This is a genomic window from Halodurantibacterium flavum, assembly GCF_042681825.1.
GTDB classification, from domain to species: Bacteria; Pseudomonadota; Alphaproteobacteria; order Rhodobacterales; family Rhodobacteraceae; genus Halodurantibacterium; species Halodurantibacterium flavum.
This window is the reverse complement of record NZ_JBHUGH010000007.1, coordinates 55,868-69,637: the sequence shown is the minus strand read 5'-3', so window position 1 is coordinate 69,637 and position 13,770 is coordinate 55,868. Positions and strand designations below refer to the sequence as shown.

The 13,770-nt window shown below is 63.4% G+C and carries 16 protein-coding genes and 1 pseudogene; 11 read left to right on the top strand and 6 right to left on the bottom strand.

From position 1 onward, the window contains the following. Nucleotides 1-15: 15 nt before the first annotated feature. Nucleotides 16-1,845, bottom strand: a complete 1,830-nt coding sequence (locus tag ACFSGJ_RS10280) for an SLC13 family permease (protein WP_390261272.1) — start codon at nt 1,843-1,845, stop codon at nt 16-18. A 56-nt stretch (nt 1,846-1,901) separates the two neighbouring features. Beyond that, nucleotides 1,902-2,756 carry a universal stress protein gene (locus ACFSGJ_RS10275; RefSeq protein WP_390261270.1) on the bottom strand — a complete coding sequence of 285 codons (855 nt, stop codon included), beginning with the start codon at nt 2,754-2,756 and terminating at the stop codon, nt 1,902-1,904. A gap of 397 nt (nt 2,757-3,153) precedes the next feature. On the opposite strand from ACFSGJ_RS10275, the gene ACFSGJ_RS10270 reads away from it, so the two are divergent. Further along, nucleotides 3,154-5,649, top strand: a complete 2,496-nt coding sequence (locus tag ACFSGJ_RS10270) for a cation:proton antiporter (protein WP_390261268.1) — start codon at nt 3,154-3,156, stop codon at nt 5,647-5,649. A gap of 28 nt (nt 5,650-5,677) precedes the next feature. Here ACFSGJ_RS10270 and ACFSGJ_RS10265 read toward each other — a convergent pair whose 3' ends face one another. Beyond that, nucleotides 5,678-5,998 carry an H-NS histone family protein gene (locus ACFSGJ_RS10265; protein WP_390261267.1) on the bottom strand — a complete coding sequence of 107 codons (321 nt, stop codon included), beginning with the start codon at nt 5,996-5,998 and terminating at the stop codon, nt 5,678-5,680. A 424-nt stretch (nt 5,999-6,422) separates the two neighbouring features. Here ACFSGJ_RS10265 and ACFSGJ_RS10260 point away from each other — a divergent pair, with 424 nt between their 5' ends. From ACFSGJ_RS10260 to ACFSGJ_RS10215, 10 genes and pseudogenes are all read left to right on the top strand, one after another. After that, entirely contained in the window at nt 6,423-6,827 is a 405-nt protein-coding gene (locus tag ACFSGJ_RS10260) for a single-stranded DNA-binding protein (RefSeq protein WP_090271194.1), read from the top strand. A gap of 142 nt (nt 6,828-6,969) precedes the next feature. Next, nucleotides 6,970-7,224 carry a type II toxin-antitoxin system ParD family antitoxin gene (locus ACFSGJ_RS10255; RefSeq protein WP_390261265.1) on the top strand — a complete coding sequence of 85 codons (255 nt, stop codon included), beginning with the start codon at nt 6,970-6,972 and terminating at the stop codon, nt 7,222-7,224. Continuing rightward, complete coding sequence (locus ACFSGJ_RS10250; protein ID WP_390261263.1) at nt 7,202-7,513, top strand: type II toxin-antitoxin system RelE/ParE family toxin; 312 nt, start codon at nt 7,202-7,204, stop codon at nt 7,511-7,513. The genes ACFSGJ_RS10255 and ACFSGJ_RS10250 overlap by 23 nt, the downstream gene beginning before the upstream one ends. A gap of 56 nt (nt 7,514-7,569) precedes the next feature. After that, nucleotides 7,570-7,956 carry a hypothetical protein gene (locus ACFSGJ_RS10245; protein WP_390261261.1) on the top strand — a complete coding sequence of 129 codons (387 nt, stop codon included), beginning with the start codon at nt 7,570-7,572 and terminating at the stop codon, nt 7,954-7,956. 161 nt (nt 7,957-8,117) lie between these two features. Beyond that, nucleotides 8,118-8,714: pseudogene (locus tag ACFSGJ_RS10240) on the top strand (DUF932 domain-containing protein); the annotation flags it as partial. Nucleotides 8,715-8,867: 153 nt separating this feature from the next. Then, nucleotides 8,868-9,248 carry a DUF6915 family protein gene (locus ACFSGJ_RS10235; RefSeq protein WP_390261298.1) on the top strand — a complete coding sequence of 127 codons (381 nt, stop codon included), beginning with the start codon at nt 8,868-8,870 and terminating at the stop codon, nt 9,246-9,248. 1 nt (nt 9,249) lies between these two features. Next, nucleotides 9,250-9,447: a hypothetical protein gene (locus tag ACFSGJ_RS10230; protein ID WP_390261260.1), complete on the top strand. Its 198-nt coding sequence runs from the start codon at nt 9,250-9,252 to the stop codon at nt 9,445-9,447. Nucleotides 9,448-9,521: 74 nt separating this feature from the next. Next, nucleotides 9,522-9,941 (top strand): hypothetical protein, encoded by a 420-nt coding sequence (locus tag ACFSGJ_RS10225; protein ID WP_390261258.1) that lies wholly within the window; start codon nt 9,522-9,524, stop codon nt 9,939-9,941. Beyond that, on the top strand, nt 9,934-10,578 hold the full coding sequence (locus ACFSGJ_RS10220) for an antitoxin of toxin-antitoxin stability system (RefSeq protein WP_390261256.1): 645 nt from the start codon (nt 9,934-9,936) through the stop codon (nt 10,576-10,578). Before ACFSGJ_RS10225 ends, ACFSGJ_RS10220 begins: the two co-directional genes overlap by 8 nt. Before the next feature lie 6 nt (nt 10,579-10,584). Continuing rightward, nucleotides 10,585-11,229 (top strand): DUF6088 family protein, encoded by a 645-nt coding sequence (locus tag ACFSGJ_RS10215; RefSeq protein WP_465262129.1) that lies wholly within the window; start codon nt 10,585-10,587, stop codon nt 11,227-11,229. Between the two features lie 116 nt (nt 11,230-11,345). On the opposite strand, the gene ACFSGJ_RS10210 is transcribed toward ACFSGJ_RS10215, so the two are convergent. The 3 genes from ACFSGJ_RS10210 to ACFSGJ_RS10200 all read right to left on the bottom strand — a co-directional run bounded on the left by ACFSGJ_RS10210 (nt 11,346) and on the right by ACFSGJ_RS10200 (nt 13,731). Then, nucleotides 11,346-12,263 carry a nucleotidyl transferase AbiEii/AbiGii toxin family protein gene (locus ACFSGJ_RS10210; protein WP_291093656.1) on the bottom strand — a complete coding sequence of 306 codons (918 nt, stop codon included), beginning with the start codon at nt 12,261-12,263 and terminating at the stop codon, nt 11,346-11,348. Then, nucleotides 12,253-13,074 (bottom strand): type IV toxin-antitoxin system AbiEi family antitoxin domain-containing protein, encoded by an 822-nt coding sequence (locus tag ACFSGJ_RS10205; protein ID WP_390261254.1) that lies wholly within the window; start codon nt 13,072-13,074, stop codon nt 12,253-12,255. Before ACFSGJ_RS10205 ends, ACFSGJ_RS10210 begins: the two co-directional genes overlap by 11 nt. Nucleotides 13,075-13,437: 363 nt before the next feature. After that, nucleotides 13,438-13,731 (bottom strand): hypothetical protein, encoded by a 294-nt coding sequence (locus ACFSGJ_RS10200; protein WP_390261252.1) that lies wholly within the window; start codon nt 13,729-13,731, stop codon nt 13,438-13,440. Nucleotides 13,732-13,770 lie beyond the last annotated feature (39 nt).

The following is a 13,770-nucleotide window of genomic DNA, read 5'->3' as shown; positions in this document are numbered from 1 at the left end:
AGAGCGCCGCCGCTGTCAGAACGGCAAGATCATGGGCACCAGCAAGACACTGGTGAGCAGGCAAATGCCCGCGAATGGTACGCCGATCCGAAGGAAATCGGTGAAGCGGTAGTTGCCCGGCCCGACGACCAGCGTGTTCACGGGTGACGAGACGGGAGTCATGAAGGCTGCCGAGGCAGCGAGCGCCACGGTCATGGCAAAGGGATAGGGAGATGCGTCGAGGGCGCTGGCGACAGCCAGCGCCACCGGGGCCATCAGGACAGCCGTTGCGGTGTTCGAAATGAACAAGCTGAGCGCTGCAGTCGCCGCGAAGATCGCCGCCAGCACCAGCCGGGGTGAGGCACCGTCGAGCACACCGAGCAGAGCCTGTGCCGCGATCTCGACCCCGCCGGTGCGCTGCAGCGCCAGAGAGAAGGGCAGCATGCCGACGATCAGGATCAGGCTCTGCCAGTGGATTGACCGATAGGCGCCAGCCATGTCGATACAGCGAAACAGGCCCAGCAGCAGGCAGCCGAAGAGTGCCGCCTGCACATTCGGCACGATCCCCCAGACCATCAGCACCACCACCAGCACCAGCACGGCTATTGCCAGCGGCCCGAGATGGCGCGCGGGCACGGCCTCGTCGGCCTCTGATGGCAGGTCCAGCAGAATCAGGTCGCGCCGTTCGTCAGCCAGCTTTCGGATCGCGCGCCAGGGGCCGACGGTCAGCAGCGTATCGCCGGGGCGCAGCGGCTCGTCGATCACGCTCTCGGGCACGGGTTTCGTGCCGTGCTTCATGCCGATCACCGAGAGGTCATAGGTGCTGCGGAACCGGGCCTGCGTGACCGTCTTGCCGATCAGGCGCGACGTCGGCGGCACGATGATCTGCGCCATTCCGATTTCCTGCGCCGTGTCTGTGAACCACCGCCCCGAGACCGGCAGCGCGATCAGATCATGCGCCTGCGCGAAGGCGTCCAGATCGAAGCCCGATGCACCGTTCGCGCGCCGGTCGATCAGCAGGATGTCGCCAGCTTCCAGCGCCGTCTCGGCGCGGGGATGGATCAGCTTGCGGCGGAACCGGCTGTCGCGCTCGATGGCGACGATGTTGATGCCCGCGCTGGCGCGCAGGTCCAGCGCGTCCAGCCGTTGGCCCACGAGGCCGGACCCCGCGCGCAGCTGCAGCCGGTGCTCGCGGCCTGCAAGGCCGTAGTCCGCGACCCAGCCGGTCAGGGCTGCGCGTTCGGGCAGTTCGGGCGCGGGGCCCGGCGCCAGAAACCGACGCGCGACCAGCATGTAGAGGATCGCCAGCACCAGGATCGGGACACCGAAAGGGGTGAAGGCGAAGAAGCCGAAGCCCTCGTGCCCCTGCCGCATCAGTTCGGAGTGGACGACCAGGTTGGGCGCGGTGGCGACCAGCGTCATCATCCCGCTGATCAGCGCGGCCATAGAAAGCGGCATCATCAAACGACCTGCCGGAATGCGGGCGTTGCGGGCGATGCGCAGCACGATGGGGATGAAGATCGCCACCACCCCGGTCGAAGACATGAACGAGCCCACACCCGCCACGATCACCATCAGGAGGACGATCAGCTTCGCCTCGCTGGCACCGGCACGCGCCGTCAGCCAGTCGCCAAGGCGCTGTGCAACGCCGGTGCGCACAAGCGCCTCCCCGATCACGAACAGGGCCGCGATCAGCACGATGTTGGGGTCCGACAGGCCCACCAGTGCCTCGGACATGCTGATGACGCCTGTCATTGGCAGCGCGACCATCATGATCACAGCCACGACATCCATGCGCGGGCGGTTGAGCGCGAACATGACCACCGCCGCGCCCAGCAGGGCCAGCACCATCGCAAGGGGGGACATCGGCTACACCCCGCGCAGTGGCGCGGTGCGGTTCGGGATATGTGTGATGACGCAGATCATGCCTGAGGTGGCACGGCCAGAACGTCAACGTCGACACTGCCCATAAGTTCCTGCGCCACGCTGCCCAGAAACAGCCGTTTGACGCCTGACAGCCCGCGCGTGCCGATGACAAGAAGGTCGGGCTTCGTCTGTTCCACAAGTCCGGCGATGGCGTCCGCGCCGACGCCCTCGATGATCCGGGCATTGTAGCTCAGATCTCCAAGATCGAGGCTCTGAACGAACCGGCCAAGCTCGCGACGTGTCGACTGGAATTCTTTCTCGGCTTCCGCATGGATCCGCTCGGTCGGGATGCCGGCATGGGTCATCATCTGGCGCGTGATCGGCGCGTAGCCATGAACGAAGGTGACATCGGCACCGTCCAGCAGGCCCAGCTCATGTGCCTTGCGGGCGGCATGGCCCGATGCGTCCGACATGTCGGTGGCGATCAACACCTTCCGCCAGCGCTCGCCGGTCTTAGAGTTGGCCATCAGGACCGGGCGGCCTGCGGTGCGGGTCACGCGCTCGATCGTCGTGCCCACGAAGACATCGCGCAGGAATTGGCGCCTGTGTGCACCCATCACGATCAGATCTGCTTCGCGGACCCGGGCTTCCTCCCCTATGGCGTGAAAGGCATGGCCCGAAACAACTGCGACCTCTGCGTGCGATGGCGCGCCAAGCCCTGCGATCTGGTCCAACAGAAAGGTCTCGGCGTTGGAGATTTCCTCGCGCACTCGGCTCTCGACAAGATCATCCTCGACGACATGCAACACGGCAAGTTTCGCGCCAGTCGCATCTGCTAGTTGAACGGCCCGCTGTACTGCGGGTTTCGCGCGGGAGGACAGATCAGAGGCGACGAGGATGGATTTGAGCATGGCTCCGGCGGATTCTGGTTAATTTCTCGGCATTCCCTTAGTATGACATTGAAATTCCGTCATGAAAACCCGGAAACCCTGACCAGCCAGAGGTGTCAGCGGGCACCTTTGTCAAAGCCATGATGGCAATGACCCGGGCCGGGCTGGCGGGGGTGCTTTGTATGACCGGAAGCTGCGTCGCGCCGCGGAACCTGGTGGGGCCCGTATCGTCCGGTCAGAGGACGCGCACGTCGGCTGGGATGCCGCGGACGCCACCGGATTGATGCGTGAAATCAAGCATCTGGTGTCAAACCCTGACGGGCGCGGGGATTGACGATAACCCGAAAAAGCCGCATTCAGGAAAGGGCTTCCCAACCATCTATCCACCAAAGCCGCGCCTGCGGTCATCGGCCATGTCATGGATGTCATCTCGCTCGTCGGCATCGTTGCCGCGCTCTTTGTTGTTATCTCCCTGAGCGAGCCTTTGGCCGACCGCGCCCGGCTGCCCTACACGGTGGTGCTGGCACTTATCGGAACCCTGATCGGCCTTGCAGCCGTTCTCCTGGTCGATCACGGCCGCGAACTTCTGGGCTTGCCTCTGGCTGTCGAACTGTTCGAGTTCAACATCCGCGCCAGCGTCTTCCTTTACGTCCTTCTGCCAACCTTGTTGTTTCAGGTCTCGTTGGGGCTGAACCTGCGCCGGATGGCCGATGACTGGGTGCCGATCCTTGTCATGGCAGTGCTCGCAGTGGTGGTTGCGACCTTCGCCATCGGCTTCGCGCTGACCCCCTTCACCACACTGCCGCTGATGGCCTGCCTGATGCTGGGTGCGATCGTCGCGACGACCGATCCTTCGGCGGTGGTCAGTATCTTCCGCAACATCGCCGCTCCCCAACGCCTCACCCGGATCGTCGAGGGCGAGAGCCTGCTGAATGACGCCGCTGCCATCGCGCTGTTCGGCTTCTTCCTGACCTTCGTCATGCTGGGCGTGCCCAACCCCACGCTGCGCGACGCGCTGGTGGGCTTTCCGACGCTAGTCTTCGGCGGGATCGGCATCGGATGGGTCTTCGCGCGGGTTTGCATCGCGCTCTTCGGGCTGATGAGCCGTTATCCCCTGGCGCAGGTCTCGCTCAGCGTGGCGCTGCCGTACATCACCTATCTGGTGGCCGATCGAGTTCTGGGCGTCTCGGGCGTCATCGCCGTTGTCATGGCAGGGATGACGCTCAACTATCTCGGCCCCGGGCGTCTTTCGCCGGGCAACTGGTCCAACCTGCGCGAGGTCTGGGATGTTCTGGCGCATTGGGCCGGTGCGCTCATCTTCCTTCTGGCCGCGTTCCTTGTGCCGCGTCTTCTGGGGGACGTGCAGCTTCGTGACGTCGCACTGATCGGGGTGGTGATCCTGGCGGCCACGGCGGCCCGGCTTTTCATGCTGTATCTTGTTCTTCCGCTGCTGACCGCAATGAAGCTCTCGCCACGGGTGGACCGACCTTACCGGGTCGCCATCCTCTGGGGTGGCCTGCGCGGCGCCGTTACTCTGGCTCTTGCGCTGGCCGTGACCGAGAACCTGCGCGTGCCAATCGAGATCAAGCGCGAGGTCGGCATTCTGGCAACCGGATTCACGCTCTACACACTTCTCTTTCAGGGAACGACCCTGCGCTGGATCATCTCGCTTCTCGGTCTCGACAAGCTGTCGCGGCTGGATCGCGCTCTGTCGAACCAGGTGATCGCCGTCGCCCTCGAGAACGTGCGCGAGGAAGTCGCGAATACCGCGCAGCGCCATGAACTAACGCGAGAGATCGTACGATCCGAGGCCAAGCGCTTTGCCGAACGCCTGGACAGCGCGATGTCGAAGGCGGAGGGGGTCGACGAGATCCCGGATCGCGACAGGATCACCCTTGGCCTTGTCGCGCTCGCCGGGCGCGAGCGGGACATGATCCTCGAGGCATTTCGGGAACAGCAGATATCGGCACGACTGGCCGAACAGATGCTGTCAGACGCTGACCGCTTGATCGAACGCACGCGGGCTGGCGGGCGCGATGAATACAGAACGACAGGGCGCCTGAGTCTTGCGCAGGGCCGCTGGTATCGATTGGCGATTTTCCTTCACAACCGGCTGCGGCTTTCGGGCTCGTTGGGCCGGATGACAGCTGACCGCTTCGAGATTCTGCTCAATCAACGCCTCACCTTGCGGGATCTGCACGGGTATATCGATGGCAAGATCCGGCGCATCCATGGCCGCCGCGTGGCCGATCTCCTGCATGAGCTGCTGAAGCGTCGCGAGGAGGAAACCCAATCAGCGCTGGACGGGCTTCGTTTGCAATATCCCGGTTATGCCGAAGAGATCGAACGCCGCTTTATCCGCCGTACATCGCTCCGGCTGGAAGAGCGCGAATACGACATTCTCTATCAGGATGGCCTTATTGGCCGCGAACTGTACACCACGCTCAAGCAGGAGCTGGGCGAGAAGCGGAAACGCGCGGAAACCCGCCCCGCGCTCGACCTTGCAGTGCAGAAGACCGAACTGGTGCGCCAGTTTCCGCTTTTTGCCAATATGGAGGAAGAAAGCCGCGCCCGACTCGCCCGCACGCTCAGGGCACGTTACGTTCAGCCCGGCGAGGTGCTCATGCGCAAGGGTGACGTTCCGCGCGAAGTCTGCTTCATCGCGTCAGGGGCCGTGGAGGTCGAGACAGCAGGTCAGAAGAGCAAGCTCGGTCGCGGCGAGATGTTCGGGCAGTTGTCGCTTCTCAGTCGACAGGTTCGAAGGACCCAGATCACCGCGATCACCCATTCGACCCTGCTTGTGTTGGACGAGGCACGGTTTCGCCGCTTGCTGGAGAAGAGCGACGCACTGCGCGCTGCCGTCAGGGAAAGCGCCGAAAAACGGGGGCTTTCCACGGAAGCGTTGGGGCTGTAGGCACATGGAGATCGCGTGCCCATTACGTTCATCCGACGGACAGGCTCTCAGCCGTCTGTCCTACCGCTAGAGCTTCCACGAACCACTGCGGTTTCCGCCCTCGGCCAGACCAGGTGAGTGCCGGGTTCTCAGGGTGCCGGTATTTCGGCGGGGCAGGCGCACGGGAGGTTTTCGTCTCGGTACCGACGAGTTCGGCCAGGGAGTAGCCCAGGTCCCGGGCGAGAGCTTCCACCTTGGCGCTGGCTTCCGCCTTCTGCCTATCCTCGAATGTGGCAATCGCCTTGGCGACGTCCTTCTGCATTTTCTTCAGCTCGTTGAGCGACAGTGCCTCGAGAGCGTAATCAGCCATTGATGCGGTCCGTGTCCTGAATGTCCCGGTATCGATAGCCCGTCGCGGCAGGGCGCCGCAACTCCCGGAAGGCTGGGGCAGGGGTGGCAGAGGCTGTTGATCGCCATTTCGTCGCCAGGGAGGTGCTGAACTGGGGGTCTGGCTGTCTCGATGCGCAAGGTGACAGGGTCTGGCATGGGCTCCCCGCGCATCTCTGTCTCCTGGGCCATCCCTTCGACTGACAATCCCCTAATCCCGTTCGGGCTCTCGCGCGCAACCCCGCGTCAGTCCGGGCCGTGTTGCCCCTTTGGGGCTGCCCGCTCCACCCCGGTCCTCTGGGGGTTTCCGGCGTCCGTTCCGTCCACCGTGCACGCGTCACCCGACGGGCTTCTTCCGGGTCTTGTCGAAGGGACGGTCCCGAAGACAGGACACACAGGAGCTTATCATGCAGAACATCGTCATCCTCGCCGGCAACATCGGTCAGACCCCCGAAGTCCGCACCACCCAGGGCGGCACCAAGATCACCAACTTCAGCCTCGCCACCTCCCGCCCCCGCCTCTCGGAAGGTCGCGTCCTGCGCGACGAGAACGGCTACCGGGTCATGGACACGGAATGGCACCGCATCACCTGCTTCAACGGTCTCGGCAAGACGGTCGCGGAGCATTGCGAAAAGGGCATGAAGGTCCTCGTCCATGGCCGCATCCACTATACCAAGTGGATCGACAGCATGGGGAACGACCGCTACGGCTGCGAGATCATCGCCGAGAAGGTCGACTTCCTGAGCCGGCCGAAGTCGGCCGAGAACGAAAACCCCGAGTTGGTCGACCGCGACGACGAGATCCCGTTCTGAGGAACGGGGTCTCCCCTCGGGCCCGGCGGGGTAACCCGCCGGGTTCGGGGCATGCGCACGGCAAGCCGTGTAGCAGGACATCGGCACAGTTTGACAAGCTTTGCCAATTTATGTCATCGTCCTTGCAAAGGAGATCGCGACCATGGCCACGATGAATGTTTCTTTGCCGGACCCGATGAAGGCCTGGGTCGAGGCCCAGACACAAGATGGGCGCTACAGCAACGCCAGCGATTATGTGCGCGATCTGATCCGCCGGGACCAGGATCGCCAGCAGGCCATCGTCGAGTTGCAGCAGCTTGTCGATGAGGGTCTCGCAAGCGGTCCGGCAGGACGTCTGGATGTTGAGGCATTTCTTGCCCGCAAGCGGGATCAGAATGCCGGAACCGACGGTCGTTGAATATCGCCTATCACCTGCTGCGCTGAATGATCTGGACGCAATCTGGGTTTATACCGCGCGTACCTGGTCTGTTGGTCAGGCAGAAACCTATATCCGCGGGCTCGCCGTGGACATGGACCTGCTGGTCCAGCACCCGGGGATCGCGCGCGAACGCACTGAAATCCGCCCGCCCGTGCGCCTTTACCGCTCGGGATCGCATCTGATCATCTACCGCATCGAGGAGGAGTGGCTACAGGTGTTGCGCATTGTGCATGTGCGACAGAATTGGGTCGCCTATCTGAACGAGTGATCTGATGCTCTCGCAGCCCTTCGCGGCGAAGCGAGGGGCTGCGAGAGGATTTGAGCATGAAGGTCGAAGACGAAGAACGCATTGCCGCCGATCTCGCGAAGATCATGGCCATGATCTGCATCCGCAACACGCGGCTGGAGGATTTGCACGCCGGGGAGCAGCCGGTGACGCTGACCGGCGATTATTCGGACGTGAACGTGATCGACGCCACAGGTCAGACCATCCCGTGGAGCACGGTGTCGCATATCGATGATGCGCAGATGGCGGACTTGATGCGGGACATCGTCAATCGCCTGTTCACGTTTCACATGAGGCGGGATGATCTGAGATTCAGGGATCATCTCGACCGCTGGATGACTGCATCGAACAAATGGGACAACCCGGTTCTCGACACGGCTTTTCTCGAAGCAGTTGCTGAACTGGGGGTACCCCGGAAAGGGTGAGACGTTTGACTGTTTGGGTGGGCCCAAGCTCAGCCGAAACGCCCGGTCTGCAACGATGTTCTGTGCATCAGCGATCTGAGAGTCAGAGATGGGTTGGTTGCTTTCGTGACAGGTTGAGGGCTGGGAGAGTGGCTCCCGGCACCTGTCATGGGAGATAGCCGATGGGCGTTGTGGAAGTTCTGGATCCGGTCGCACCTGCGCGGGCGGGGGGCTGGAAGGTGGATGTGAGCCGGGGTGAGCGGAACGGGCGGGTGTCGTCCGAATGGTTCAACCGGCCCGATGACGAGCGGTATCTGTCGCTCGATGATCTCTGGACCAATGTGAAGGGTCGGTCCGAGCGCAGCCGCAGCCGGGTGGTGCAGACGGCGGACATCCGGGTCGAGGCCGCGCGCGACAACCCTGAACGGTTGCACCTGATGCTGCCGAAAGCGCAGGAACCGGTCGCGCCCACGCACTGGGCATTCGGCCAGCTTGCCAGCATCGTCGGCGCGCCGGCGTCCTACCTGCGGCAGTTGCCGGCGCCGCTGGCGGGCATAAACCTGCAATATGGTCTGACCAACCACCGCGCCGAGCAGGTGAAGACCTTCGAGACCGAAGATGGCCGCACGGAGTTGCGCGCCGTGACCGGCCCCGATTACGGCCGCATCCACGATTTCGAACTGGTCGAGGCGGTGCAGCGCATCGCGGGCAACGGCACGGGCGACACGCGCTGGAAGGTGCCGGGCGTGCTCGACTGGTCGACCGGGGTCTACAACCCCCAGCCGGTTCGACCCGACGTTGGCGGCGTTTCGAGCCAGACTTCAGGATTCTGGAAAGCCTCCGAAACTTGCGATTACAGCATGCGCCCGCAAGCTGCTCACGATCATCAACGCGATGGCGCGAGACGCCACGGACTACGCTTCTGCAGTCTCCTGAAAGACAGTTGCTATCACCACGCCCTCTCCTCGGTGAAGAAATGGGGCGGCACGGTCGACGATTTCATGGCCGTGCATGCCTGGTTCGACCAGAGCAAGGAGATCACGGCGGACTTCCGGCACCGGGCGCTGCGTCACCATGCCGAGGGCATATTCATGGCCGAGACCATCTTCGGTCAGACCCTCACACTCTCGACCGGGCGCATCATCCCGACCCGTTGGGTCGGCGAGCAGCATGTGAAGGAAGACCTCGGCTTCATCCCGAGCTTTGCCGACTGGGTGAAGGCCATCCGGCCCGAGCCCTGGATGGGTCGGGCCGAGCGGATCGAGGCGCTTGTCGATCCGCATCTCGCTTCACCCGTGGTCGAGGTGAGCTGAGATGACCGACTCCACCTATGTGCGCCTCGGCCTGCCCTTGACGGCCTCGCCCTACGCGGTCCTGCGTGCTGCGGTCCGGGTGCTCCACCCCGACACGCGCGCCGTGCGCGGCTTCCGGGCAGCTCGCAAGCGCTTCTACCGGCAGATGCTCTGCGCGCATGCCGCGCGACATGCGGCGGGCGAAAGTCCCACCGGCTGATCGCCCCAACCACCTCTTCATTCCAACACAACGCCCGGCCTCTTGGCCGGGTCTTCCCCATTCAGGAGGTTCCCATGGCGGATTACTTCACCCACTTCTCATGCCTGCTCGACGTCGGCACCCCCGACAACGCCGCCCGCGCACTCGCCCTGTTTCAGGAACTCCGCGCTGCGGATCAGGACGCCGACGACCCGGAGGTCGCGGGCTTCGACCTCGTGCGCCAGGACGCGCCCGAGGGCAGCACCCTCTGGATCCATGACGACGAGCACGGCGATGTCGAGGGGGTCATCCGCTTCGTGCTGCGCCTTGCGGACGATCTCGACCTCACCGGTCTCTGGGGGTTTCAGTATTCTCTGACCTGCTCCCGGCCTCGCCTCGACGCCTTCGGCGGCGGCGCGCATGTCATCGATCTCGGTGCGCGCAAATCCGTCGGCTGGACCAGCAGCCAGGAATGGCTTGCCGCCGCGCTGAACGGGGAGGACGTCGATGCCTGAGCTCATCTGCACCACGGTCTACCAGTTCCCAGAACTTTCAGATGCCGCCAAGGAAAAGGCGCGCAGCTGGTATCGCGAACGCGGCCCACACGACGACTGGTGGGACGCGGTCTATGAGGATTTTGAGAGGGTCTGCGAGATCCTCGGTATCCGCCTGAAAACCACGCCCGTCCGCCTGATGGGCGGCGGGACGCGGGCCAAGCCGTGCATCTGGTTCTCCGGGTTCTGGAGCCAGGGCGACGGCGCTTGCTTCGAAAGCTACTGGTCCCACGCCAAGGGCGGGGCCACGCGCATCCGGGACTACGCGCCCACGGACGCGACGCTGCACGGCATCGCCGACCGGCTGCAGGCCATCCAGCGGCGGAACTTCTACCAGCTCGCCGCCGAGGTCAGCCATCGCGGGCGCTACTACCACGAATACACGATGTCGGTGGACGTCACGCGGGACAGCCCGACCTGGCAGCCGCCGACCGAAGACGCCGAGGAGATCGTGACCGAGGCGCTGCGTGATCTGGCCCGCTGGCTCTACCGCCAGCTTCAGGCTGAATACGACCACCTGACCTCGGACGAAGCCATCGAAGAGGGGATCATCGTCAACGAGTACACCTTTACCGAAGCCGGGCGGCGGTTCGGGTGAGAGCGCATGGTTGAAAACTGTCAGAAATTTGCGCACATTTCTGACAAAGGAGCGATCATGGAGCGCATGGCCGAGAGCATCATGAATGTCGCGACGACGTTGCCGGAGGGGGTGCCCTTGGCAGCGAAGGGGCTCCTGCACCTAGGCTCGCGCGCGGCGGTCGATCAGACGCTGTCGCGTCTGGCCGCACGTGGGGAGTTGATCCGAGCAGGACGCGGCATCTACATGCGCCCCGTCCAGACACGCTTTGGTCCGCGCAGTCCGTCGGCTGAACAGGCGATTGAAGCGCTCGCAGTGCAGCGGGGCGAGACGATTGTGCCGAGCGGTGCTGCTGCGGCAAACGCTCTGGGCCTCACGACACAGGTGCCGGTCAAGTCGGTTTACCTCACTTCCGGTCGAAGCCGCGTGCTGAACCTTGGCCGGCAAGCGGTCGAGCTGCGTCATGCGCCGCGCTGGCAGTTGGCCCTTGGGAGCAAGACCTCGGGCCAGGCCGTCCGTGCGCTGGCATGGCTTGGACCGGATGAGGCTCCCAAAGCTCTTCAAATCCTGCGATCCAAGCTCACGGAGACGGCAAAGACAGAACTGGTGTCTGCTGCGCCGCAGTTCCCGACTTGGCTGGCACGATTGGTTGGAGAGATAGTCCATGGCTGAGGCGTCAGTGCGCTTCAGCGCTTTGCCTGGTGCCCATTCCGAGGCGGGGGGCAAATTCAAGACAGTCGACGCAGGGGGCCAGTGCTCACCCGCCTCGCGACGGTGCGGTGCATGGCTCAGCCCAGAAGCATCAGCAGGGCGTCGCGCTGCGCGGCGTGCTTTGCAGGGTTGTCGCGCTTCAGCTTGTTCAAGTTGAGGAGTTTCCACTGCACGGCTGGCAGGTGAGCGGCCCGCGACCGGTCTATCGCCGCAAAGTCAGGCTCCCCGTCTTGAAGTGTCAGCAGGAACTGCCTCGCCTTGTCATCGAGCCGCGATTGCACATCGGCGATCAATCTCAGCCGCGTCGCCAGAAGCGTGTCGAGAGGGACGGGTGATCTGGTCATGCCCTCGAATTCCCGCGCGTAGGGTTGCTCGAGATCGATCAGGTTCGGATCGAGCAACTCGTGCGCCGGACGGGGCGAACTGGCGACGTAGATCAGGAAGGTCTGGAAGAGGTCCTGCGTCAGGCCCTCGTTTTCGTAAAGGAGCGTGACGTCGTAGAGATCCCGGGGATGCTGCCGGTCCAGGGCGGCGTGCAGCTTGCCTGCGAACAGATCCTCGAACGAGACGATCTGCATTTCAGCATAGCCATAGGCATCCTCGACAGCGGCCGAGACGGTCCGGATTTCCGGGTCGTGGACGACGCCACGGGTGACGGGCGAGGTTTCAATCTTGATCTCGGCATTGCCGAGGCGCGCCAGCAGCCGTGTGGCTCCGCCGCCGCCGCCTTGGATGCGCTGAGATTTTGCGCCGCGGATACCGGTTTCGATGGCAGCCGCGATGCGATCCATCGCGGCATTGATCTCGTCCAGGCTCTCGGCGCGTTCCTTGATCGGAAGGTAAGTCAGGTCGATATCTACCGATAACCGCGGCAGGTCGCGGTAAAAGAGGTTGATCGCCGTCCCACCCTTGAGCGCGAATACGTTTTCGCCCGCGACATGGGGCAGGACGCGCACCAGGAGCGCGACTTGGGCTTCATAGGTCTCACGCGCCACTGTCAGCCTCCGGTTTCACGAAATCTTCCGGCACCATGATCCGATAGCGCGGGTGGATCTTCCCGCCTCGGACCAGGGCTCGGTCACCGTTGCCGAGGTCGAATGCCTGCGGGTCGATCCTTTTGCGCCAGGGATGGTCGTGGCGGTCGGCAAAGACGAAGAACAGGCGCTTGACCTTGATCTTGCGGCACGCCTGGAGGAGGTCGGCAAGCAGTTTCGGGCGAAGGGTCGTCAGGCTCTCGAAGACCATATCGAGCGTGTGGAAACTTTCATGGTCGGGCAACTCGTCCATGGCCTCAAGGATCGCGCGCTCCGGCGTCGACATCGTCAGACCCCAGTCCCATGGCTGGCCGGTCGTTTTGCCATCAATCAAGCCCAGTTTCGGATCGGTAAACAAGGATCGGGGGCGGGTTCTGATCGTGGCATCCATCGGCAGTTTCGCCAGCCAGTTGGGGATACTTTCCCCATAGACCCAGACCTGACCGCTTTCGCCGAGGCGCAGATAGTGGGCATGCCCCTGTTCGCCGAGCGCCGTGGTGCCGCCCACATGCAGGTCGTGGCCCATAATATGCTGCGTGGAGAGGATGCAGGTCTTCCAGTCGATGCTGTTCGATGTCGGGGTGGCTGCGGTGCTGGGGAGTGGGCGGCGGAATACGCCTCGGGTGATGCGGTCGAGCCAGCCGCGCTTCACATAGTCACGGAAGCTCTCATAGGCGATGCCTTGGGAGACCAGCCACGCGGCATCGACCAGATACCCGGCGGGCACTGCATCGAGCAGTTTCTTCAGATTCTGTGACCTTGCGGCGTCCATGATACCCAAATTGACATATTTTCAAAGAGACATCTACAGATTTCTTTGATGAGGATGCTTTTCCAGCGCTATGGACACTCCAATATCACCATTTCCAAAGAATTGAGGGACTAGCCCCAAGTGGAGGGAGATCTGAAGACTCTGGGTCGAGAGAAGGCAACGACTTGCGGTGGTTGCCGAAGGTCGCAGCGGTGTACCTCCCGGCGTGCCGCCGCGACCAGACCTTGGTCCTTCGGACAGGAGCTTGACCGAGGCTGATCTCCCAAAGTGCCCCTGCCAACCTGTAGGTTGGCAACTACGCTCGGTTTGCCAAGCCGCGGTATGGCAGAAGCTCCGGAAGGCCGGAGCCAGCCGGTGCCGTCCTCACCTATTCCCGTCGATCCACTTCGACATCAGCCCCTTGTCGCGGAAACACTCATCCGGCACGGCGCGGCGTTTGATCCGGGCGAGACGCTCGGCGAAGGCGACCTGCTTTGATGTCGGGCGGCTGTCCTGCGTGCCCGGCTTCAGCTTGGCCTGCGCGTCGATCCAGGCGCTCAAGGAGCGCCGATCTTGCTGAACCTCCCATGGCAGGAGGGTCTTGTTGCGGAGGGCGAGCGACCGCGCATAGGCGATCTGCTTGGGCGTCGCGGGCAAGGCGTATGTGGTGCTGTCCATCGGGAAACTCCCTTTCTGGCTTGGCTTCCAATATAGAAC

Bases quoted from the DNA above. Each gene is read 5' to 3' on its own strand.
- ACFSGJ_RS10280 (WP_390261272.1), bottom strand. From the start codon at position 1,845: ATGTCCCCCCTTGCGATGGTGCTGGCCCTGCTGGGCGCGGCGGTGGTC.
- ACFSGJ_RS10275 (WP_390261270.1), bottom strand. From the start codon at position 2,756: ATGCTCAAATCCATCCTCGTCGCCTCTGATCTGTCCTCCCGCGCGAAA.
- ACFSGJ_RS10270 (WP_390261268.1), top strand. From the start codon at position 3,154: ATGGATGTCATCTCGCTCGTCGGCATCGTTGCCGCGCTCTTTGTTGTT.
- ACFSGJ_RS10265 (WP_390261267.1), bottom strand. From the start codon at position 5,998: ATGGCTGATTACGCTCTCGAGGCACTGTCGCTCAACGAGCTGAAGAAA.
- ACFSGJ_RS10260 (WP_090271194.1), top strand. From the start codon at position 6,423: ATGCAGAACATCGTCATCCTCGCCGGCAACATCGGTCAGACCCCCGAA.
- ACFSGJ_RS10255 (WP_390261265.1), top strand. From the start codon at position 6,970: ATGGCCACGATGAATGTTTCTTTGCCGGACCCGATGAAGGCCTGGGTC.
- ACFSGJ_RS10250 (WP_390261263.1), top strand. From the start codon at position 7,202: ATGCCGGAACCGACGGTCGTTGAATATCGCCTATCACCTGCTGCGCTG.
- ACFSGJ_RS10245 (WP_390261261.1), top strand. From the start codon at position 7,570: ATGAAGGTCGAAGACGAAGAACGCATTGCCGCCGATCTCGCGAAGATC.
- ACFSGJ_RS10230 (WP_390261260.1), top strand. From the start codon at position 9,250: ATGACCGACTCCACCTATGTGCGCCTCGGCCTGCCCTTGACGGCCTCG.
- ACFSGJ_RS10225 (WP_390261258.1), top strand. From the start codon at position 9,522: ATGGCGGATTACTTCACCCACTTCTCATGCCTGCTCGACGTCGGCACC.
- ACFSGJ_RS10220 (WP_390261256.1), top strand. From the start codon at position 9,934: ATGCCTGAGCTCATCTGCACCACGGTCTACCAGTTCCCAGAACTTTCA.
- ACFSGJ_RS10215 (WP_465262129.1), top strand. From the start codon at position 10,585: ATGGTTGAAAACTGTCAGAAATTTGCGCACATTTCTGACAAAGGAGCG.
- ACFSGJ_RS10205 (WP_390261254.1), bottom strand. From the start codon at position 13,074: ATGGACGCCGCAAGGTCACAGAATCTGAAGAAACTGCTCGATGCAGTG.
- ACFSGJ_RS10200 (WP_390261252.1), bottom strand. From the start codon at position 13,731: ATGGACAGCACCACATACGCCTTGCCCGCGACGCCCAAGCAGATCGCC.